Origin of the sequence: Geojedonia litorea (genome assembly GCF_042654525.1) — a bacterium.
Taxonomy (GTDB): Bacteria; Bacteroidota; Bacteroidia; order Flavobacteriales; family Flavobacteriaceae; genus Geojedonia; species Geojedonia litorea.
Genome location: NZ_JBHSGP010000014.1, coordinates 704,603 through 722,619 on the forward strand (window position 1 = coordinate 704,603; position 18,017 = coordinate 722,619).

Consider the following 18,017-nt stretch of genomic DNA (forward strand, 5'->3'; position numbering starts at 1 on the left):
AATTAATCGATGAAAAACACCTTTTTAGCCCTCACTTTAACAGTGTTATTAGTAGCCTGTGGAGGAGAATCAAAAAACAAACGCATAGTACCAAATTCTTCAGGAAACATAAACAATGTGTCGGTTGTAGTTGACAACTTACTATGGGAAGACAACGTTGGTGAGGCCATTAGAGACGTATTAGCAGCTCCGTTAGAAGGCCTTCCACAAGACGAACCCATTTTCGATCTAAGTCAAATGCCAACTCAAGTTTTCTCTGGGTTCACGACTAAAAACAGGACCATTCTTAAAATTGAGAAAGGAAAACCGGCAGACACTAAAATATTAAGTGATGTGTATGCAAAACCACAAGTTTTAGCTTTAATTACAGGCGAAACTAATACCGAAATAATTGAACAACTTAATTCAAATGCAGAGAAAATCATTGACGCGTTTAAAAAAGTTGAACTCAAAGAGCAACAAAGGCGTATAGCCTTATCATTATTTGATGACAAGCCATTAGAAGAAAATTTAGGTATCGATCTCAAGTTTTCTTCGGTGTATCGTATTGCCAAAGAAGAAGACGGTTTTTTCTGGATACGTAAAGACACAAAAACAGGAACAATGGACCTTTTGGTGTATCAAGTGCCACTAGATGCCATAAGAAAAGGAGATAGTGCCGTAGTTGATATAGTTAAATTGAGAGATTCTATTGGAGAACAACATATTCCAGGACGAATTGAAGGTGCTCATATGGCTACAGAAAGCGCTTATTCTCCTTACATTTTCCAAACCATCATAGATAACAAGCCTACGTTAGAAACAAAGGGGATTTGGGATGTTAAAAACGATTTTATGTCGGGACCTTTTATCAATTATGCCATAGAAGATCAAGTTAATGGGAGATATCTAATTATTGAAGGGTATGTTTTTGCTCCATCGGTTCAAAAACGGGATTATATGTTTGAATTGGAATCTATTATTAGGTCGGTGAAAATTAAATAAAACAAAAAAGCCAGCGTTAACGCTGGCTTTTTTATTAAGATATTAATCTTTTTATTCTTTTTTGTCTGTAGAAGACTTGCTGTCGTCTTTGCTGGCATCTTTAAATTCTTTGATACCACTACCTAAACCGCGCATAAGCTCTGGTATTTTCTTACCTCCGAACAATAATAAAACAACCAAAACAACCAAAACGATTTGCCATGGACCAATTGCTAAAAACAGATGTGATGCGATCATAATTTTCTAATTTGAATTGCAAATTTAATAATTAAACTTCAAATTAAACGTTTAAAAACAAACTTTAACCAAGTGTACTTTAACTTGCACTAATTTTATTTAATTTTGTGCTACAATGACAGCAAAGAAGAAAGAAAAAAAATTCGCTAAAAAGCTACTGCATAAATACCGCTTGGTCATTTTAAACGAAGACACTTTTGAAGAGCGTTTTGCAATGAAATTAACTCGTCTCAATGTGTTTGTTATTGTGGCGCTTTCTTCTATTTTACTTGTGACCTCAACAATTTTATTAATTGCCTTTACCTCGTTACGAGAGTTTATACCTGGATATTCTTCAACAGCGCTGAAACAAAAAGCTACAGAACTCAATTACAAAACTGATTCCTTGCAACATGTCATTAGCATGAACGACCAGTATTATCAATCCATAAAACGGGTGTTAACAGGTGATGTTAAAATGGTTGAGTTCAACAAGGATTCTATAATAGAGGCAGCAAGTAAGGATATAAATATTATTAATTTGAAACCAGCCAAAGAAGATTCTTTGTTGAGAGATTTGGTTGATAAAGAGGATAAATATAATTTATTTGAATCAGCCATTTTATCCTCAAATTTTATCCTCTTTCCACCTGTAAATGGAACAATTTCCGAAACTTATAATGTAGAAGAACGACATTATGCAGTAGATATCGTCGTTGCTAAAGACACACCAGTAAAGGCAACTGCTGATGGCACTATAATTTTTGCTGAATGGACTGCCGAAACAGGCTATGTAGTTATAATAGAGCACAGCAATGAACTTATTTCAGTTTATAAGCACAATGGTTCAATAACTAAAAAACAAGGTGATTTGGTAAAAGCAGGAGAAGTAATTGCAATGGCGGGTAATACGGGAGAACTCACTACTGGGCCACATTTGCATTTTGAATTGTGGAGTAGAGGCTATCCAGTTAATCCAACAAACTTTATAGACTTTAAATAATGCTATCAATAAAATCTGCACTGGCTATACCTTTTGCAAAACGAATAAGGAAATCGGTTTTAAAATGGGCCAATAACCCTATTGAAACACAAGAGAAAGTGTTCCAAAACTTAATAAGCGAGGGAGCGGCAACAGTTTTTGGCAAGGATCATGATTTTGTGAGCATCAACTCCTATGGCGATTTTGTAAAACGCGTTCCAGTGCGTGATTATGAAGATTTAAGACCGTATGTAGAGCGGTCTGTAAATGGAGAAGAACACATTTTATGGAAAGGCAAACCTTTGTATTTCGCCAAAACTTCAGGAACAACTTCTGGCTCCAAATACATACCGATTACTAAAGAAAGCATGCCTACCCATGTTGAAGCCGCTCGCAATGCTATTTTGATGTACATCGCCGAAACTGGGAACAGCAAATTTGTGGATGGTAAAATGATTTTTCTTCAAGGAAGTCCAATTTTAGAGCAAAAGAACGGCATTCAATTTGGAAGGCTTTCAGGCATAGTTGCCCATTATGTGCCTAAATATCTTCAAAAAAACAGAATGCCATCCTGGGAAACAAATTGTATAGACGATTGGGAAACCAAAGTAGATGCTATTGTAAAAGAAACACTCCCGGAGAATATGACGGTCATTTCTGGTATACCATCTTGGGTACAAATGTATTTTGAAAAAATTCAACAAAAGACAGGAAAAAATGTTGGTGATGTGTTCAAGAATTTCAACCTGTTCATTTTTGGTGGTGTTAATTACGAACCCTACAGAGCAAAGTTTGAAAACCTTATTGGCCGAAAGGTGGACAGTATTGAGTTATACCCAGCAAGCGAGGGTTTTTTTGCATTTCAGGATAAACAAAATGAGCGTGGAATGTTGTTGCAGTTGAATTCAGGCATTTTCTATGAATTTATAAAAGCCGATGAATATTTTGATAACAACCCAAGGCGTTTAACTTTAAAGGATGTACAGTTAGGGGTTAATTATGTAATGATTGTGTCTACAACAGCTGGCCTATGGGCCTACAATTTAGGCGATACTGTCGAATTTACGTCTTTTAAACCCTATCGCGTTATAGTTTCTGGGCGCATAAAACATTTTATTTCAGCTTTTGGGGAACACGTCATTGGGAAAGAAGTAGAACAGGCACTTCAAGAAGCAACGTTTGACACAAATATTAGAGTAACCGAATTTACAGTAGCCCCACAAATTAATCCTAAAGAAGGACTGCCCTACCATGAATGGTTCATAGAATTTGAAAATGAACCAGAAAACATGGCTGCTTTAGCAAATGAATTAGATCAGTCACTTCAAAAACAAAATAGTTATTATTTTGATTTAATTAAGGGGAATGTTCTGCAAACTTTAAAAATAACCCCAGTTATACCTCTTGGATTTCAGACTTACATGAAATCCATTGGAAAATTAGGTGGGCAGAATAAAATACCTAGACTTTCAAATGATCGTAAAATTGCTGATGCTTTATCAGAGTTAAAATTGGTTAAATAGTATTATCTTTGCTCGTCAAATACACTATATGAACAAAAAGAAACACCATGAAAGAACAAGGGCTCAAGAGAGCTCTAATGCCATAGAAAGAATGTACATCACCATGCGGCATTTGTTTAATCGTGGGTTTTATAAACCAATGGGAGTTTCGGGAGAGACATTAAGAGAGGCCTTATTACTCTTGCGCCCTGAAATATACGGTTCAATAGCAGAAGAAAAAGCGGAGTTAGAAGGTCTTCTTTATGTTATTGATAGACTACCCAAGGGTATTGAAGAATGTTCTTTCATCAATTTAACTAGTGATGAAGGCTATGCCAATTCGCACTTTAAACCTATTATCCCTCCAAAACGAAGACGCAACTGCTATCGCATAGATGATGAGCAGATGAATATTGAAATCACAAGAGGGCGATCTGAAATCTATGATATTTTAACCCATTTAACGTTTCTTTTTGTTGAATCCCATAAAATCAGCAAGCGTGTTCTCATTGATGACATTGGAAACACAACTCGAGATTGGGTAAAATTGGAAAAGGCAGTATTGGCAGCAGAAGAGCTTACACAACCAGAACGCGAAATAGCCATTACCCATACGGCCAATATTTTAGGGAGAACGTTTAATGAACTTACTGAAGCCCATAAAAAGTTCACATCTACTTCCCACCCAGACCGATTGCTTCATATCATTTATTGGTTAGGAAAATTGGCAATTGAGGAAGTCATCAACAATAAAAAACGTACTGTGACCTTTAGCCCAGTATTAAGGGAACGATTAGGCCATCACATTCATGGCGAAATATGGGCGGATCACATCAAAGACGTACTTTATAAAAATAATTTATTAGAACGCCCAATACATGTAATTAGTGCCAATATGCATAGTGTTATGAATTCTGTTTTTGCATCAAACGCCCTAAAAAGTTTGAAACCTAAAAAGGATATGTTTCAAATTTATGAGGCTTTAAGCCAAAAGGACAACGAAGCATTGAGAAAAAAGGTAGTCAAAGAGGCGACACAAAAAGGGATGATTTATATCGAAGATCAGTCTGGGACTAACATTGATGTTCAAATTTTTGATACTGCGAAAATCGATTTCTCAAAAACAGATATTAATGTCAGTGAGAAGTTTAGCACTTCAGAAAAACCTGTTATATTCGTAATGGATTATGCTTTTGGTGAACAAGCCTATGAAACTATTGATGAGCTGTTGAAACCTATCAAGGTCAATGGCAAAAAAACGCATCTTAATGTAGAATCGATATCTATAATGGGAAAGGCAGGTATTTTAGAAGGAGGCAAAGGAGACATTATGATCCCTTCTGCACATATTTTTGAAGGTACCGCAGATAATTATCCTTTTACAAATGAGCTTTCAAAAGCTGATTTAGAAGGACAAGGAGTTGCTGTTTGTGAGGGCTCTATGATTACAGTTTTAGGAACATCTCTCCAGAATAAAGAAATCCTAAAATTTTTCTTTAATTCTACATGGAATGTAATAGGACTAGAAATGGAAGGAGCACATTACCAAAAAGCAATACAGGCCGCATCAAAAGTTAGAGGAAGCATAAGGTCTGATGTAAAGGTTAGATATGCTTATTACGCGAGTGATAATCCTTTAGAGACAGGGAGCACTTTGGCATCTGGGGGTCTTGGGACTTCTGGAGTTAAACCCACCTATTTAATAACAAGAAAAATATTACAACAAATATTTAATTAATAAATTACCGTTATGAGTAAGAATTTACCAGAGCCGAATAATTCAGAGGAAGTTGATTTAGGACAATTGTTCAAATTAATAGGTAATGCTTTTGAAAGATTTTTTAAGTTTTTCGGACGTATTTTTTACAGCCTATTTTTAGCCTTTGTATGGCTCGTTTTTTTCTTTAAAAAGCATGTAATTATTATAGTAGTTGCAGCCGTTTTAGGTTTAGTCGTTGGATTCGTTAAAGAGAAATTTTCAAATCCAATTTATCAATCGTCAGTAATTGTAAAACAGAACTACAATACAGGAAAAAATCTCTACAATTTAATAAGTTACTATAACGAGTTAATTGACGCGAGAGATAAGTCAACTGTGGCAGAAGCTTTGGGTGTTACCATGGATGTAGCAAATGAATTAGTATCAATTGAGATTGAGCCTATAATAACAGAGAATCAAATGGTCAAAAACTATGACTATTATAAAAGAGGGCTAGACTCTGTTTTAGGATCGATTTTTAGTTATGAATCCTACGTTGAAAATACTGACCCTACTGAATTTGTTGAGCAACAAATAAAAATTAAAGCCAAGCATAATTTTAATACAACTCTTATATTTAACAATATTGTTAACAATATCAATCAAACGGAATATTTTAAGAGAGAAAACGAAAAAGATCTTTTAGAACTTAATAATAGAGAGCTTGCTTTGAAGCAGGCGCTAATAAAGTCTGATTCTTTACAAAAAATGTACAAGCGAGTTTTGGAGATGTCAAAAGAGGATACTAAAGGATCTCAAACTAGTATAACTATTGAAGGGTCTGACCAAATCGATAAAACCAAAGAGTTTGAATTGTATAAAAGCGAAATCGAAATTAGAAGAGAATTAGTTGAAATAGAAAGAAATAAGCAAGATAGAAGTCAAATTTTAGAGATAATAACAAGCTCCCAAGAAAGAGGAGTGGTTAGTAAGGATATTGAAATTTTTGGAATAACCGTAGGTCTTACGCAATTTTTTATGCTCTTATTTGTTTCAATCACAATATTAGTGCTAATGGGACTTCAATTTCTTAAATACCTTGAGCGCTTTAAAGAAGAGATTTAATCATGACAATTTTAATTACAGGAGGTGCAGGCTTTATAGGCTCTAATTTTGTTGAGTTTTATCTTGAAAGCCATCCTGAAATTAATATTGTCAATTTAGATAAGCTCACTTATGCTGGTGAGCTTTCAAATTTAAATTTAGCTAGTACTTATTCAAATTATACATTCGTTCAAGGGGATATTTGTAACAGATCGTTAGTTGAAAGTCTTTTTGAGAAACATAAGTTTAATGGAGTGATCCATTTTGCTGCTGAATCACATGTCGATAATTCCATAAACAATCCAAATGCATTTATACAAACCAATGTTTTTGGCACATTCAACCTTTTAGATGTTGCAAAAGATAATTGGATGGATGGTCCACATTATGTCAAGAACGGATGTGAAAACAATCGATTTCTTCATATTTCTACAGATGAGGTTTACGGAACATTAGGCCGAGAAGGTCTGTTTGTTGAACAAACGCCTTACGCTCCCAATAGTCCTTACAGCGCCTCAAAGGCCTCGTCAGATTTTTTTGTCAGGAGTTATTTTCATACTTACGGATTAAATGTAGTTACCACTAATTGCTCAAATAATTATGGCCCCAAACAGCATGATGAAAAGCTTATTCCAACTATAATTAGAAAGGCGATTGCGGGTGAACCAATTCCAATTTATGGTGATGGATCAAATATTAGGGATTGGCTTTATGTATTGGATCATTGCAAGGGAATAGATTTGGCATTTCGTAATGGTACAGCGGGAGAAACTTACAATATAGGAGGCAAAAATGAACGCACTAATCTTTATATAGCAAATACCATTTGCGGTATATTAGATGAATTGAAACCAAAAAAAAGCTCCTATAAAGAACAAATCACTTTTGTAAACGATAGACCAGGTCATGATTTCAGATATGCTATTGACGCTTCTAAAATTGAGAAAGAGCTTGGATGGAAAGCCAATGAAAGTTTTGAAACGGGAATAATAAAAACCGTAAATTGGTACATCGAAAAATACAAACAATAATGAAAGGTATAATTCTAGCAGGTGGTTCTGGGACAAGACTTCATCCATTGACAAAAGTGCTTAGTAAGCAGCTTATGCCTGTTTATGATAAGCCAATGATCTATTATCCTATTACCACACTTATGTCTGCAGGAATAAAGGAAATACTAATCATTTCTACATCGAAAGACACGCCTAGATTCAGGGAACTTCTCGGAAATGGAAGTGAATATGGATGTAAATTCGAGTATGCTGTTCAGGAACAACCTAATGGTTTGGCTGAAGCCTTTATTATTGGCGAAGCATTCATAGGGAATGATAGCGTAGCGCTGATTTTAGGAGATAATATTTTTTATGGGTCGGGTTTAGATCAAACTTTAAAAGCAATAAATAACCCAGATGGTGGAGTTATTTTTGCCTATCACGTTCATGATCCACAACGTTATGGTGTAGTTGAATTTGATGAGGATAACAAGGCTATTTCTATTGAAGAAAAACCTAAACAGCCCAAATCAAATTATGCTGTTCCTGGAATTTATTTCTATGATAATAAGGTTATTAGGATTGCAAAAAACATCAAGCCTAGTAGTAGAGGTGAACTTGAAATAACAGACGTCAATAAAGCCTATTTAGAGCAGGGAAAGCTACATGTTCAAATACTTGATAAAGGCACAGCGTGGTTAGACACAGGAACTTTTCAGTCACTAATGCAAGCATCACAATTTGTTCAGGTTATTGAAGAACGACAAGGCCTTAAAATTGGTTGTATTGAAGAAATGGCCTATAGAATGGGATATATCAATAGGGCTCAATTAAATGAACTGGCCAAACCATTACTTAAAAGTGGTTATGGACAATATCTTCAGCAAATTAAATAATAATGACCATACAACAAACACCATTAAAAGATTGTGTTATTGTAACCCCGAAGGTTTTTAGGGATTCTAGAGGGAGTTTTCTGGAAAGCTTTAATCAGAAAGCATTTTATGGGGCAACGGAATTGCCAGTTGATTTTGTCCAAGATAATTTATCAACATCTTCTAAAGGCGTTTTACGAGGCTTGCATTTTCAAACGGGAAATTATGCCCAAGCAAAATTAGTTAGTGTACTAAAAGGTAGTGTTCTCGATGTTTGTGTAGATTTGAGAAGAGATTCAAAAACTTTTGGAGAGCACTTTTCTATAAAGTTGGATGATAAAACCAAAACCCAACTCTTTGTTCCTAAAGGTTTTGCTCATGGTTTTTTGGTTTTAGAGGACGAAACCATTTTCAGCTATAAATGTGACAATTATTACAATAAGGAAGCCGAATCCGGGATAATTTATAATGATCCTTACCTGAATATAAATTGGGGTATTTCTGAAAGCGAACTTATTCTTTCTGAAAAAGACAAGCAGCTACCAACATTTGAAAGTTTGTTCAAATGAAAACCAAGATTCTTATTACTGGAGCAACAGGACAATTGGGGCAAACCATTAGAGAATTGTATGCTAGAGACTCTAGTTATAAAATCATGTTCGCATCAAAAGCAGATTTAGATATTACAGATGCCCTTGCTGTGCAAAAATATTTCTATGAGCATCGATTTGATTATTGTGTAAACTGTGCGGCTTATACCAATGTTGAACAATCAGAAGACTTTCCAGAATTGGCCTTTAAAGTTAACGCCGAAGCAGTTAAGAATTTAGCTCAAGTCTGTGAAATTAATAACACTGTTTTAATCCATATTTCAACAGATTATGTATTTGATGGGGAAAAGGAATCTCCTTACAATGAAACAGACACGCCCAATCCGATAAATGTTTATGGAAAGTCAAAGGTTCAAGGAGAGCAGTTTATTCAAAACAATTCAACGAGATACTTTTTAGTTAGAACATCTTGGTTGTATTCAAAATACGGGCATAATTTTTTAAAAACGATAGCGAAAAAGATTCAACATAAAGAATCACTAAAAATCACCACTTCACAAACTGGAACACCAACAAGCTGCACTACCCTTGCTGAATTTATCTTCAAATTAATTGAATCAAAAACTTCAAATTTCGGAATTTTTCATTTCACAGATATGGGACAGACCACTTGGTATCATTTTGCACTTCAAATTTGTAAAAGCTTTACGGATTATAATTGCGATAGTATAGAAGCAATTAATTCATTTAATTCTAAAGCATTACGGCCAAAATATAGTATTTTAGACAATTCAAAGAGATTGAGGGTGTTGCAAAAGCAGCTAATATGGAAAGAATGCGTCGATAATACTGTTGCCCAATTAATCTCTGCTCCACAATCTTAAATATTTGCCTACTAAATTAGTAGGATAATAAAAAAATAATTAATTTTGGCAACTTCAATAGATTATGGAAGAGCATTTAAATATTGCAATAAAAGCTGCTTTAAAAGCAGGTGAGGCTATTATGGAGGTCTATACTTCGGTAATTGAAGTAGAGTATAAAGATGATAAGTCACCTTTAACAGAAGCAGATAAAAGAGCAAATGATATTATAAATTCGTATTTACGCCCAACAGGTATTCCTATTATTAGTGAGGAAAATAAACAAACAGATTTTCAAGTTAGAAAAAATTGGAGTACCTGTTGGGTAGTTGATCCTGTTGATGGTACAAAGGAATTTATAAAAAGAAATGGTGAATTTACAGTCAATATTGCCATGGTAATAAATGGCGAGCCTGTTTTAGGCGTCATCTATGTGCCAGCCACCAAAGTGCTTTATTTTGCGAAGGTATCAGATCATACAGCTTTTAAGGCAATTTTGACGTCACACGATACAAGTTTAAGTGATGTTTTAGGGAAGGCAGAACCATTACAACCTAAACCAGAAAATTCCAATCCGGTGCAAGTTGTTGGAAGTAGATCGCATATGAGCCAAGAAACGCTTGATTTTATGGAATCTTTGAAACAATCCGGTAGAACCGTTGAAATTGTTTCAAAAGGGAGCTCATTAAAATTCTGTTTGGTTGCCGAGGGTAATGCCGATGTTTATCCTCGCTATGCGCCTACAATGGAATGGGATACTGCAGCAGGGCAAGCGATATGTAATGCCGTAGGAATAAATGTAATCTCAAAAGAAACGAATAAACCACTGCTTTATAACAAAGAAAATTTATTAAATCCATGGTTTTTGGTATCAAAATAATGTCTGATAAATCCAGAAAAAGACATATCGCGAAGGCTATAACATGGAGAATTGTGGGTACTCTAGACACTATGATTTTGTCATGGATTATTTCGGGCAACCCAATGACAGGTTTAAAAATTGGGTTAGCGGAGGTTACCACCAAAATGATTTTATATTATTTTCATGAGAGAATTTGGTTTAGAACCCAAATCACAAACCCAAATAAACGTCATATTATAAAAACGATTACTTGGCGAATTCTTGGCACTATTGACACGATTATTCTTGCTTGGATAATTTCAGGAGATCCTATGATTGGGTTAAAAATTGGACTTGTAGAAGTGTTAACTAAAATGTTGTTGTATTATTTCCATGAAAGAATTTGGTATAAATTTGATTACGGTTTAGATCAGAGAAAAAATTGATATGCAAGACAATGTAATTCCACATAGTTATCAGGTATCGGTAGCGAACCGTCGAGCGCTGAACAATCACAATTCATTTTTGATTTGGTTTACAGGCTTATCGGGTTCAGGAAAATCTACGATTGCCAATGCTGTTGAGCTCAAGTTGCATAAAGAAGGAATAAAAACCTTCACTCTTGATGGTGATAACATTAGAAAAGGAATTAATAACGATTTAAATTTTTCACCTGAGCATAGAACAGAAAATATTAGACGAATTGCAGAGGTATCAAACCTAATGGTCGATGCAGGTTTGGTGGTATTGGCAGCTTTTGTATCACCATATAGAAAAGACAGAGAACGAATTAAAAACATAGTTGGCGATGCTAATTTTGTTGAAATTTACGTCAATACCAGTGTAGAAGAGTGCGAACGAAGAGACGTAAAAGGCCTTTATAAAAAGGCTCGTGCTGGAGAAATTAAAAATATGACAGGGATTTCGGCGCCATATGAGGCTCCAGAAACCCCAGATTTAGAAATAAAGACAGAGAATGAATCTATTGAAAGCTCTGTTAAAAAAGTAATTGACTATATAACACCTAAATTAAAACTCAACAATGAGTAAGTATTATTTAAATTATTTAGATGAATTAGAAAGTGAGGCGATTTTTGTATTACGAGAAGTTTGGGCCCAGTTTCAAAACCCAGTAATTCTGTTCTCTGGAGGGAAAGATTCAATCGTTGTAACACACTTGGCTAGAAAGGCATTCTATCCAGCCAAAATTCCATTTTCGTTAATGCATGTTGATACAGGTCATAATTTTCCTGAAACCATTCAGTTTAGAGACAGTCTTATCAAAGAGTTAGGTGCGAATCTTATTGTAGGCTCTGTTCAGGACTCAATTGATGAAGGTCGAGTGGCTGAAGAACGAGGGAAAGGGGCAACTAGAAATGCACTTCAAATTACAACCTTGTTAGATGCTATTGAAGCTAATAAAGTGGATTGTGCCATTGGAGGCGGAAGACGTGACGAAGAAAAGGCAAGAGCAAAAGAACGATTCTTTTCACATCGCGATGATTTTGGTCAATGGGATCCTAAAAACCAACGCCCAGAGCTTTGGAATATATTCAATGGGAAACATTTTGAAGGGGAACATTTTAGAGCATTCCCAATTAGTAATTGGACCGAAATGGATGTTTGGAACTATATAAAACGAGAAAACATCGCCATTCCGTCACTCTATTTTGCCCATGAACGTGAAGTAGTTTGGAGAAACGAATCTTGGATTCCTAATTCAGAATTTTTAAAGCTTGAAGAGAATGAGAAGATTCATACTAAAAAGATTCGCTTTAGAACTTTAGGTGATATTACTATAACTGGAGGTATTGAATCTGATGCCGATACTTTGGAAAAAATCGCTTTAGAAGTGTCGGCCATGCGCCAGACAGAACGAGGAAACCGAAGTGACGATAAACGTTCTGAAACCGCAATGGAAGACCGTAAGCGTCAAGGTTATTTTTAATTTAGATAAATGAACTTGCTGAATTTGCTTCAGCATCTCAATAAAGAATAAAATGTTAGATAACAATCAATTATTACGATTTACAACAGCTGGAAGTGTTGATGATGGAAAAAGCACCTTAATAGGAAGATTGCTTTATGACTCCAAATCAATTTTTGAAGACCAGTTAGAAGCTATAGAAAACACAAGCAGAAAAAAAGGGCATGAAGGTGTTGATTTAGCCTTGTTTACAGATGGTTTACGAGACGAAAGGGAACAAGGCATAACCATTGATGTTGCATATAGATACTTTACAACACCTAAGCGAAAGTTTATTATTGCTGATACTCCCGGCCACATTCAATACACCAGAAATATGGTTACGGGAGCTTCAACTGCAAATGCAGCCATAATATTGGTAGATGCAAGACATGGCGTTATAGAGCAAACCAAACGTCATGCTTTTATTGCCTCGCTTTTACAAATTCCGCATGTTATCGTTTGTGTTAACAAAATGGATTTAGTGGACTATTCTGAAGAAGCCTACAATAATGTCATCAACCAATTTGAAAAGTTTTCTTCAAAGTTTTTAGTCAAAGATATCCGATTTATCCCCATTAGCGCTTTAGATGGGGATAATGTGGTTAATAGATCAAAAAATATGGATTGGTATCTTGGTGCCCCCTTATTGCACACGCTTGAAACCCTTCATATTAGTAGTGATATTAATAAGATAGATGCCCGTTTTCCAGTGCAAACCGTATTGCGACCTCAAAATGATACGCATCGCGATTACCGAGGGTATGCTGGCCGTGTTTCGTCGGGTGTGTTTAGACCTGGAGATGAGGTTACTATTTTGCCATCTGGGTTTACATCAAAAATTAAATCCATTGACACATTTGAAGGTGAAATAGAAGAAGCATATGCGCCAATGTCGGTATCTATAACACTTACTGATGATATAGATATTAGTAGAGGTGACATGATTGTGCGATCAAATAATAAAGCACAAGTAACTCAAGACATTGAAGTGATGCTGTGTTGGCTGCACAATAATCCGGCAAAACCAAGAGCAAAATACACCATAAAGCACACGTCTAATGAGCAAAAGGCGATGATAAAAGAAGTGGTTTATAAATATGACATTAATACTTTAGAGCGTAAGTTGGATGATAAAGATTTAGGAATGAATGATATCTCTAAAGTAAAAATAAGAACGACAAAACCTTTAATGACAGATTCCTACAGAGAAAACCGAATCACAGGAAGCTTAATTTTAGTCGATGATGCCACAAATGAAACTGTTGCCGCCGGAATGATAGTTTAGATTTTAGGTTTACAAAGAAATAGTAGTATTTTTGCCCTTCGTAAAAATTACAAAACGCTTTTTATAAACTATAGGTATACATGATAAGCCTCATAATAATTAACCCTTTCTTGTGGGTATTTAAAATTAGATCTTTAAAAAATGGGTTTCTACAGTTTATATTTAGATTAGGCAAGTGTCTTATCAATAAAATCACAATTTAATATAATTTTAAATTCTTAATTGAAGAGAATCCTTCTCAATTAAGAGATTTTTCAATAAGTAGGAAATATGTAATCCAATTTTTTCTTTATTAGAAATAACCTATAAAAAGAACTTAGAAAATAACAATCTTAAAATAAAAGATGAAAACAGAAAAAAACATAGCAGTCATTGGTTTAGGTTACGTAGGACTTCCCCTGGCAGTAGAGTTTGCAAAAAAGGGATTTAATATTTTAGGCTTTGATATTAATCATACAAGAGTTGCGCAATTAAAAGATGGGATAGATGTGACAAACGAGGTAAGTTTTGAAGAATTAAAGGAGGCTAAATCTCTTCAATTTACAACTAATGAAGATTGTCTGACTTCAATAAATATTTTTATAGTTACCGTTCCAACACCAATAGATAAATATAAAAAACCAAACTTACACCCATTAAAGAGTGCAAGCAAATTAGTTGGAAAGCATTTAAAACTTGGAAGTATTGTTATATATGAGTCAACTGTATTCCCCGGTTGTACCGAAGATGTTTGTGTACCCATACTAGAAAATGAAAGCGGTTTAAAGTTTAATAAAGACTTTTTTTGTGGATATTCCCCGGAGCGAATTAATCCAGGGGATAAAACTCACCGAGTTAGTTCGATTATGAAAGTTACTTCAGGAAGCACACCTGAAATTGCAGAAGAAATTGACCTTCTCTATAAAGAAATTATTATAGCTGGAACTTATAAGGCTTCAAGTTTAAAAGTAGCTGAGGCAGCAAAGGTAATTGAGAATACACAAAGAGATTTAAATATTGCTTTTGTAAATGAATTAGCATTAATATTTGAGAAATTAAATATAGACACTAAAGAGGTTCTAGAGGCAGCAGGGACTAAATGGAATTTTTTAAAGTTTTTTCCTGGATTAGTAGGCGGACATTGTATAGGTGTCGACCCTTATTATTTAACTCATAAAGCACAGAGTATTGGATACAACCCAGAGGTAATACTTGCAGGGAGACGAATTAATGACAATATGGGTAAACATGTTGCAAAACGCTATGTAAAATTATTATTACATTCAAATAAAATTGTTAGAGAGTTTAAAACTTTAATTCTAGGATTCACATTTAAAGAAAACTGTCCAGACATTAGAAATACAAGGGTAATAGATATTTATAACGAACTTCTTGATTTTGGAATTAAAGCAGATATTTACGATCCTTTAGCGAATAAAGATGAAATTAAAGAAGAATATAATATAAGTGTTAAGTCTGAAGATATTAATTCTTATCATGGAATAATAATAGCAGTTGGTCACGAAGAGTTTTTTACTTATGATTGGGAGAATATTGTTCCAAACAAAATAGTTTTTGATATAAAAAGTATTTTGCCTAGCGGAATGGCGACCGATAGATTGTAAAATACAAACACCACAAATTGACCATAATGAAGCTATATACGTTTAGGCAATTTTTTAAGCTCAAAACAGTAATATAATTTCAATTAAGAAAACCTTGTACCAAGATTTGATTAAGCCTTAAGTTATCTTACTTTTGCAGTTCAAATCATAAGTAAAAGGGTTTTTTACTATTTAAATTAGAATCTTTTTCTATAATCAGTAAATGAAAAGAAATCTTATCATTTTTGGGACTCGCCCCGAAGCCATTAAAATGGCGCCTCTTGTCAAGCATTTTTTGCAATATAAAAACGAGTTTGAAACTAAAGTTTGTATCACTGCCCAACATAGAGAGATGTTGGATCAAGTCTTATCATTTTTCGAAATAGTTCCGGATTATGATTTGGATATCATGAAACCCGATCAAAATCTTTACTCGCTAACCGCGAGTATAATAACAGAACTAAAAGATATTTTAGAAGATTTTAAACCGGATTATGTTTATGTGCATGGAGACACAACCACAACAATGGCAGCAAGTATAGCGGCTTTTTATTCCGGTGCCATTGTTTGCCACGTTGAAGCGGGCTTGAGAACTTTCAACATGAAATCACCTTTTCCAGAAGAGATGAATAGGTCGGTAACAGGAGTTGTGACCAATATTCATTTTGCTCCAACCAAAACCGCTAAACTTAATTTAATTAACGAGAATAAAAAGGAAGAAAGTATTATTGTGACTGGTAATACAGTTATTGATGCTTTACTTTATAGTGTAGGCAAGGTTAACTCCCCTGATTTTAAAGATCAAGAAATAGAAAATTTAAAAGAAATAGTAGATCCCAACAAAAGATTGATTTTAGTTACCGGACACAGGAGGGAAAATCACGGAAAAGGGTTTGTAAATATTTGCAATGCTCTAAATAAGATAGCAGTTGAACATCCCGACTGTCAAATTATTTATCCGGTTCATCTTAACCCTAATGTTCAAAAGCCAGTGTACGATCTTTTAAGTAACTCAGACAATATCAGTCTTATCCCTCCTTTATCATATCCAGCATTTGTGTGGTTAATGGAAAAATCATATTTGATCATTACAGATAGCGGCGGTGTACAAGAAGAAGCACCAAGTTTAGGGAAGCCTGTACTTGTGATGCGAAATACCACCGAACGTCCAGAAGCAGTTGAAGCTGGAACCGTATGTTTGGTTGGAACAAATACTAATAAAATCGTTGATGAGGCAAGAAGGTTATTAACCCATAAGGATAGTTATAGAAGTATGAGTAGATTACACAATCCATATGGAGATGGTACTGCCTGTGAAAAAATAGTAGACTATATTAAAAATAATTAAAAATGAATCAACCACAAGTTGTAATGATAGGGTTAGGCTACATTGGTTTACCAACAGCCACTTTAATCGCCAAAAATAAAACCTTCGTTCATGGAGTTGACATTAATCAAGCGGTAGTTGACACTGTTAATGCAGGGAAAATCCATATCATTGAACCAGAACTTGGTGAAGCTGTTGCAATTGCTGTAAAAGAAGGATATTTAAAAGCAGACACCAAACCTATTCAAGCCAACACATACCTTATAGTGGTTCCTACACCATTTAAAGCTAAAAATGAACCAGATATTTCATTTGTTGAAGCAGCTACAAAGGCTATTATTCCTCTTTTAAAAATGGACGATTTGTATATAATTGAATCCACATCACCAGTAGGAACAACCGAAAAAATGGCGGATTTAATTTACAAAATGCGACCAGAATTAAAGGGTAACTTAAATATCGCTTATTGTCCTGAAAGGGTGTTACCTGGAAACGTCATGTATGAATTGGTTCATAATGACCGTGTTATAGGAGGTATCGATACCAAATCAACAAAAAAAGCGTCGTCATTTTACGGACAATTTATTAAAGGGGATTTGCATGAAACAAATGCTAGAACTGCAGAGATGTGCAAATTGGTAGAGAATTCATCTAGAGATGTGCAAATAGCTTTTGCGAACGAGTTATCCCTTATATGTGATAAAGCAGATATAAATGTTTGGGAGCTAATTAAATTGGCCAATAAACATCCAAGAGTAAATATATTGCAACCAGGCTGTGGTGTTGGAGGGCATTGTATCGCAGTGGATCCGTATTTTATAGTATCTGAGTATCCAATGGAGTCTAAAATTATTGGAAAGGCAAGGGAAATAAACAATTATAAATCATTTTGGTGTGCGGAAAAAATACAGACAGCTAAATTACAATTTGAATTGCAACATGGCCGCAAGCCTAGTATAGCAATTATGGGGTTAGCTTTTAAACCAAATATTGATGACTTACGTGAATCACCAGCAAAATACATTGCTCAAAAAGTACTTCAAAACGCAAATAATGAAGAATATTTTATCGTTGAACCAAATCTTGAAACTCACAAAGTATTTAAATTAACAGATTATAAAGTAGCTGTCGAAAAGGCTGATATTATTGCGTTTTTAGTGGCGCACAAGGAGTTTAAGACAATAGAAATCCCTAAAGAAAGAGTAGTATTGGATTTTTGTGGAGTAATTAATAACTCAAATTAA

18 protein-coding genes are annotated in these 18,017 nt (G+C 34.7%); 17 read left to right on the top strand and 1 reads right to left on the bottom strand.

Annotation, left to right across the window (positions count from 1 at the left end; all coding sequences use genetic code 11):
• The first annotated feature begins 9 nt into the window (after positions 1-9).
• Complete coding sequence (locus ACFO5O_RS11035; protein ID WP_387963731.1) at positions 10-984, top strand: DUF4837 family protein; 975 nt, start codon at positions 10-12, stop codon at positions 982-984.
• A 51-nt stretch (positions 985-1,035) separates the two neighbouring features.
• On the opposite strand, the gene tatA is transcribed toward ACFO5O_RS11035, so the two are convergent.
• Positions 1,036-1,221: a twin-arginine translocase TatA/TatE family subunit gene (gene tatA, locus ACFO5O_RS11040; RefSeq protein ID WP_387963733.1), complete on the bottom strand. Its 186-nt coding sequence runs from the start codon at positions 1,219-1,221 to the stop codon at positions 1,036-1,038.
• A 115-nt stretch (positions 1,222-1,336) separates the two neighbouring features.
• On the opposite strand from tatA, the gene ACFO5O_RS11045 reads away from it, so the two are divergent.
• The 16 genes from ACFO5O_RS11045 to wecC all read left to right on the top strand — a co-directional run bounded on the left by ACFO5O_RS11045 (position 1,337) and on the right by wecC (position 18,017).
• Positions 1,337-2,203, top strand: coding sequence for a M23 family metallopeptidase (locus tag ACFO5O_RS11045; protein ID WP_387963735.1), 867 nt, complete (start codon positions 1,337-1,339; stop codon positions 2,201-2,203).
• On the top strand, positions 2,203-3,705 hold the full coding sequence (locus ACFO5O_RS11050) for a GH3 auxin-responsive promoter family protein (RefSeq protein WP_387963737.1): 1,503 nt from the start codon (positions 2,203-2,205) through the stop codon (positions 3,703-3,705). The genes ACFO5O_RS11045 and ACFO5O_RS11050 overlap by 1 nt, the downstream gene beginning before the upstream one ends.
• Before the next feature lie 28 nt (positions 3,706-3,733).
• The gene (locus tag ACFO5O_RS11055; RefSeq protein ID WP_387963739.1) at positions 3,734-5,422 is read left to right on the top strand and encodes a DUF6909 family protein; all 1,689 of its coding nucleotides are present in this window, start codon (positions 3,734-3,736) and stop codon (positions 5,420-5,422) included.
• 12 nt (positions 5,423-5,434) lie between these two features.
• Complete coding sequence (locus tag ACFO5O_RS11060) at positions 5,435-6,508, top strand: hypothetical protein (protein WP_387963741.1); 1,074 nt, start codon at positions 5,435-5,437, stop codon at positions 6,506-6,508.
• Positions 6,508-7,518 (top strand): dTDP-glucose 4,6-dehydratase, encoded by a 1,011-nt coding sequence (gene rfbB / locus ACFO5O_RS11065; RefSeq protein ID WP_387965119.1) that lies wholly within the window; start codon positions 6,508-6,510, stop codon positions 7,516-7,518. The genes ACFO5O_RS11060 and rfbB overlap by 1 nt, the downstream gene beginning before the upstream one ends.
• Positions 7,518-8,375 (top strand): glucose-1-phosphate thymidylyltransferase RfbA, encoded by an 858-nt coding sequence (gene rfbA / locus ACFO5O_RS11070; protein WP_387963743.1) that lies wholly within the window; start codon positions 7,518-7,520, stop codon positions 8,373-8,375. The genes rfbB and rfbA overlap by 1 nt, the downstream gene beginning before the upstream one ends.
• Positions 8,376-8,377: 2 nt before the next feature.
• Positions 8,378-8,923: a dTDP-4-dehydrorhamnose 3,5-epimerase gene (rfbC, locus tag ACFO5O_RS11075; RefSeq protein WP_387963744.1), complete on the top strand. Its 546-nt coding sequence runs from the start codon at positions 8,378-8,380 to the stop codon at positions 8,921-8,923.
• Complete coding sequence (gene rfbD, locus ACFO5O_RS11080; protein ID WP_387963746.1) at positions 8,920-9,789, top strand: dTDP-4-dehydrorhamnose reductase; 870 nt, start codon at positions 8,920-8,922, stop codon at positions 9,787-9,789. Before rfbC ends, rfbD begins: the two co-directional genes overlap by 4 nt.
• A 64-nt stretch (positions 9,790-9,853) precedes the next feature.
• On the top strand, positions 9,854-10,648 hold the full coding sequence (gene cysQ / locus ACFO5O_RS11085; protein ID WP_387963748.1) for a 3'(2'),5'-bisphosphate nucleotidase CysQ: 795 nt from the start codon (positions 9,854-9,856) through the stop codon (positions 10,646-10,648).
• Positions 10,648-11,055: a DUF2061 domain-containing protein gene (locus ACFO5O_RS11090; RefSeq protein WP_387963750.1), complete on the top strand. Its 408-nt coding sequence runs from the start codon at positions 10,648-10,650 to the stop codon at positions 11,053-11,055. Before cysQ ends, ACFO5O_RS11090 begins: the two co-directional genes overlap by 1 nt.
• A 1-nt stretch (position 11,056) precedes the next feature.
• On the top strand, positions 11,057-11,659 hold the full coding sequence (cysC, locus tag ACFO5O_RS11095; protein ID WP_387963752.1) for an adenylyl-sulfate kinase: 603 nt from the start codon (positions 11,057-11,059) through the stop codon (positions 11,657-11,659).
• Positions 11,652-12,557 carry a sulfate adenylyltransferase subunit CysD gene (gene cysD, locus ACFO5O_RS11100; protein WP_387963754.1) on the top strand — a complete coding sequence of 302 codons (906 nt, stop codon included), beginning with the start codon at positions 11,652-11,654 and terminating at the stop codon, positions 12,555-12,557. Before cysC ends, cysD begins: the two co-directional genes overlap by 8 nt.
• Before the next feature lie 52 nt (positions 12,558-12,609).
• Positions 12,610-13,863: a sulfate adenylyltransferase subunit CysN gene (gene cysN / locus ACFO5O_RS11105; RefSeq protein ID WP_387963756.1), complete on the top strand. Its 1,254-nt coding sequence runs from the start codon at positions 12,610-12,612 to the stop codon at positions 13,861-13,863.
• Positions 13,864-14,207: 344 nt separating this feature from the next.
• Positions 14,208-15,467: a nucleotide sugar dehydrogenase gene (locus tag ACFO5O_RS11110; protein WP_387963758.1), complete on the top strand. Its 1,260-nt coding sequence runs from the start codon at positions 14,208-14,210 to the stop codon at positions 15,465-15,467.
• Between the two features lie 202 nt (positions 15,468-15,669).
• Positions 15,670-16,794 carry a non-hydrolyzing UDP-N-acetylglucosamine 2-epimerase gene (gene wecB / locus ACFO5O_RS11115; protein ID WP_387963759.1) on the top strand — a complete coding sequence of 375 codons (1,125 nt, stop codon included), beginning with the start codon at positions 15,670-15,672 and terminating at the stop codon, positions 16,792-16,794.
• A 2-nt stretch (positions 16,795-16,796) separates the two neighbouring features.
• Positions 16,797-18,017, top strand: a complete 1,221-nt coding sequence (wecC, locus tag ACFO5O_RS11120; protein WP_387963761.1) for a UDP-N-acetyl-D-mannosamine dehydrogenase — start codon at positions 16,797-16,799, stop codon at positions 18,015-18,017.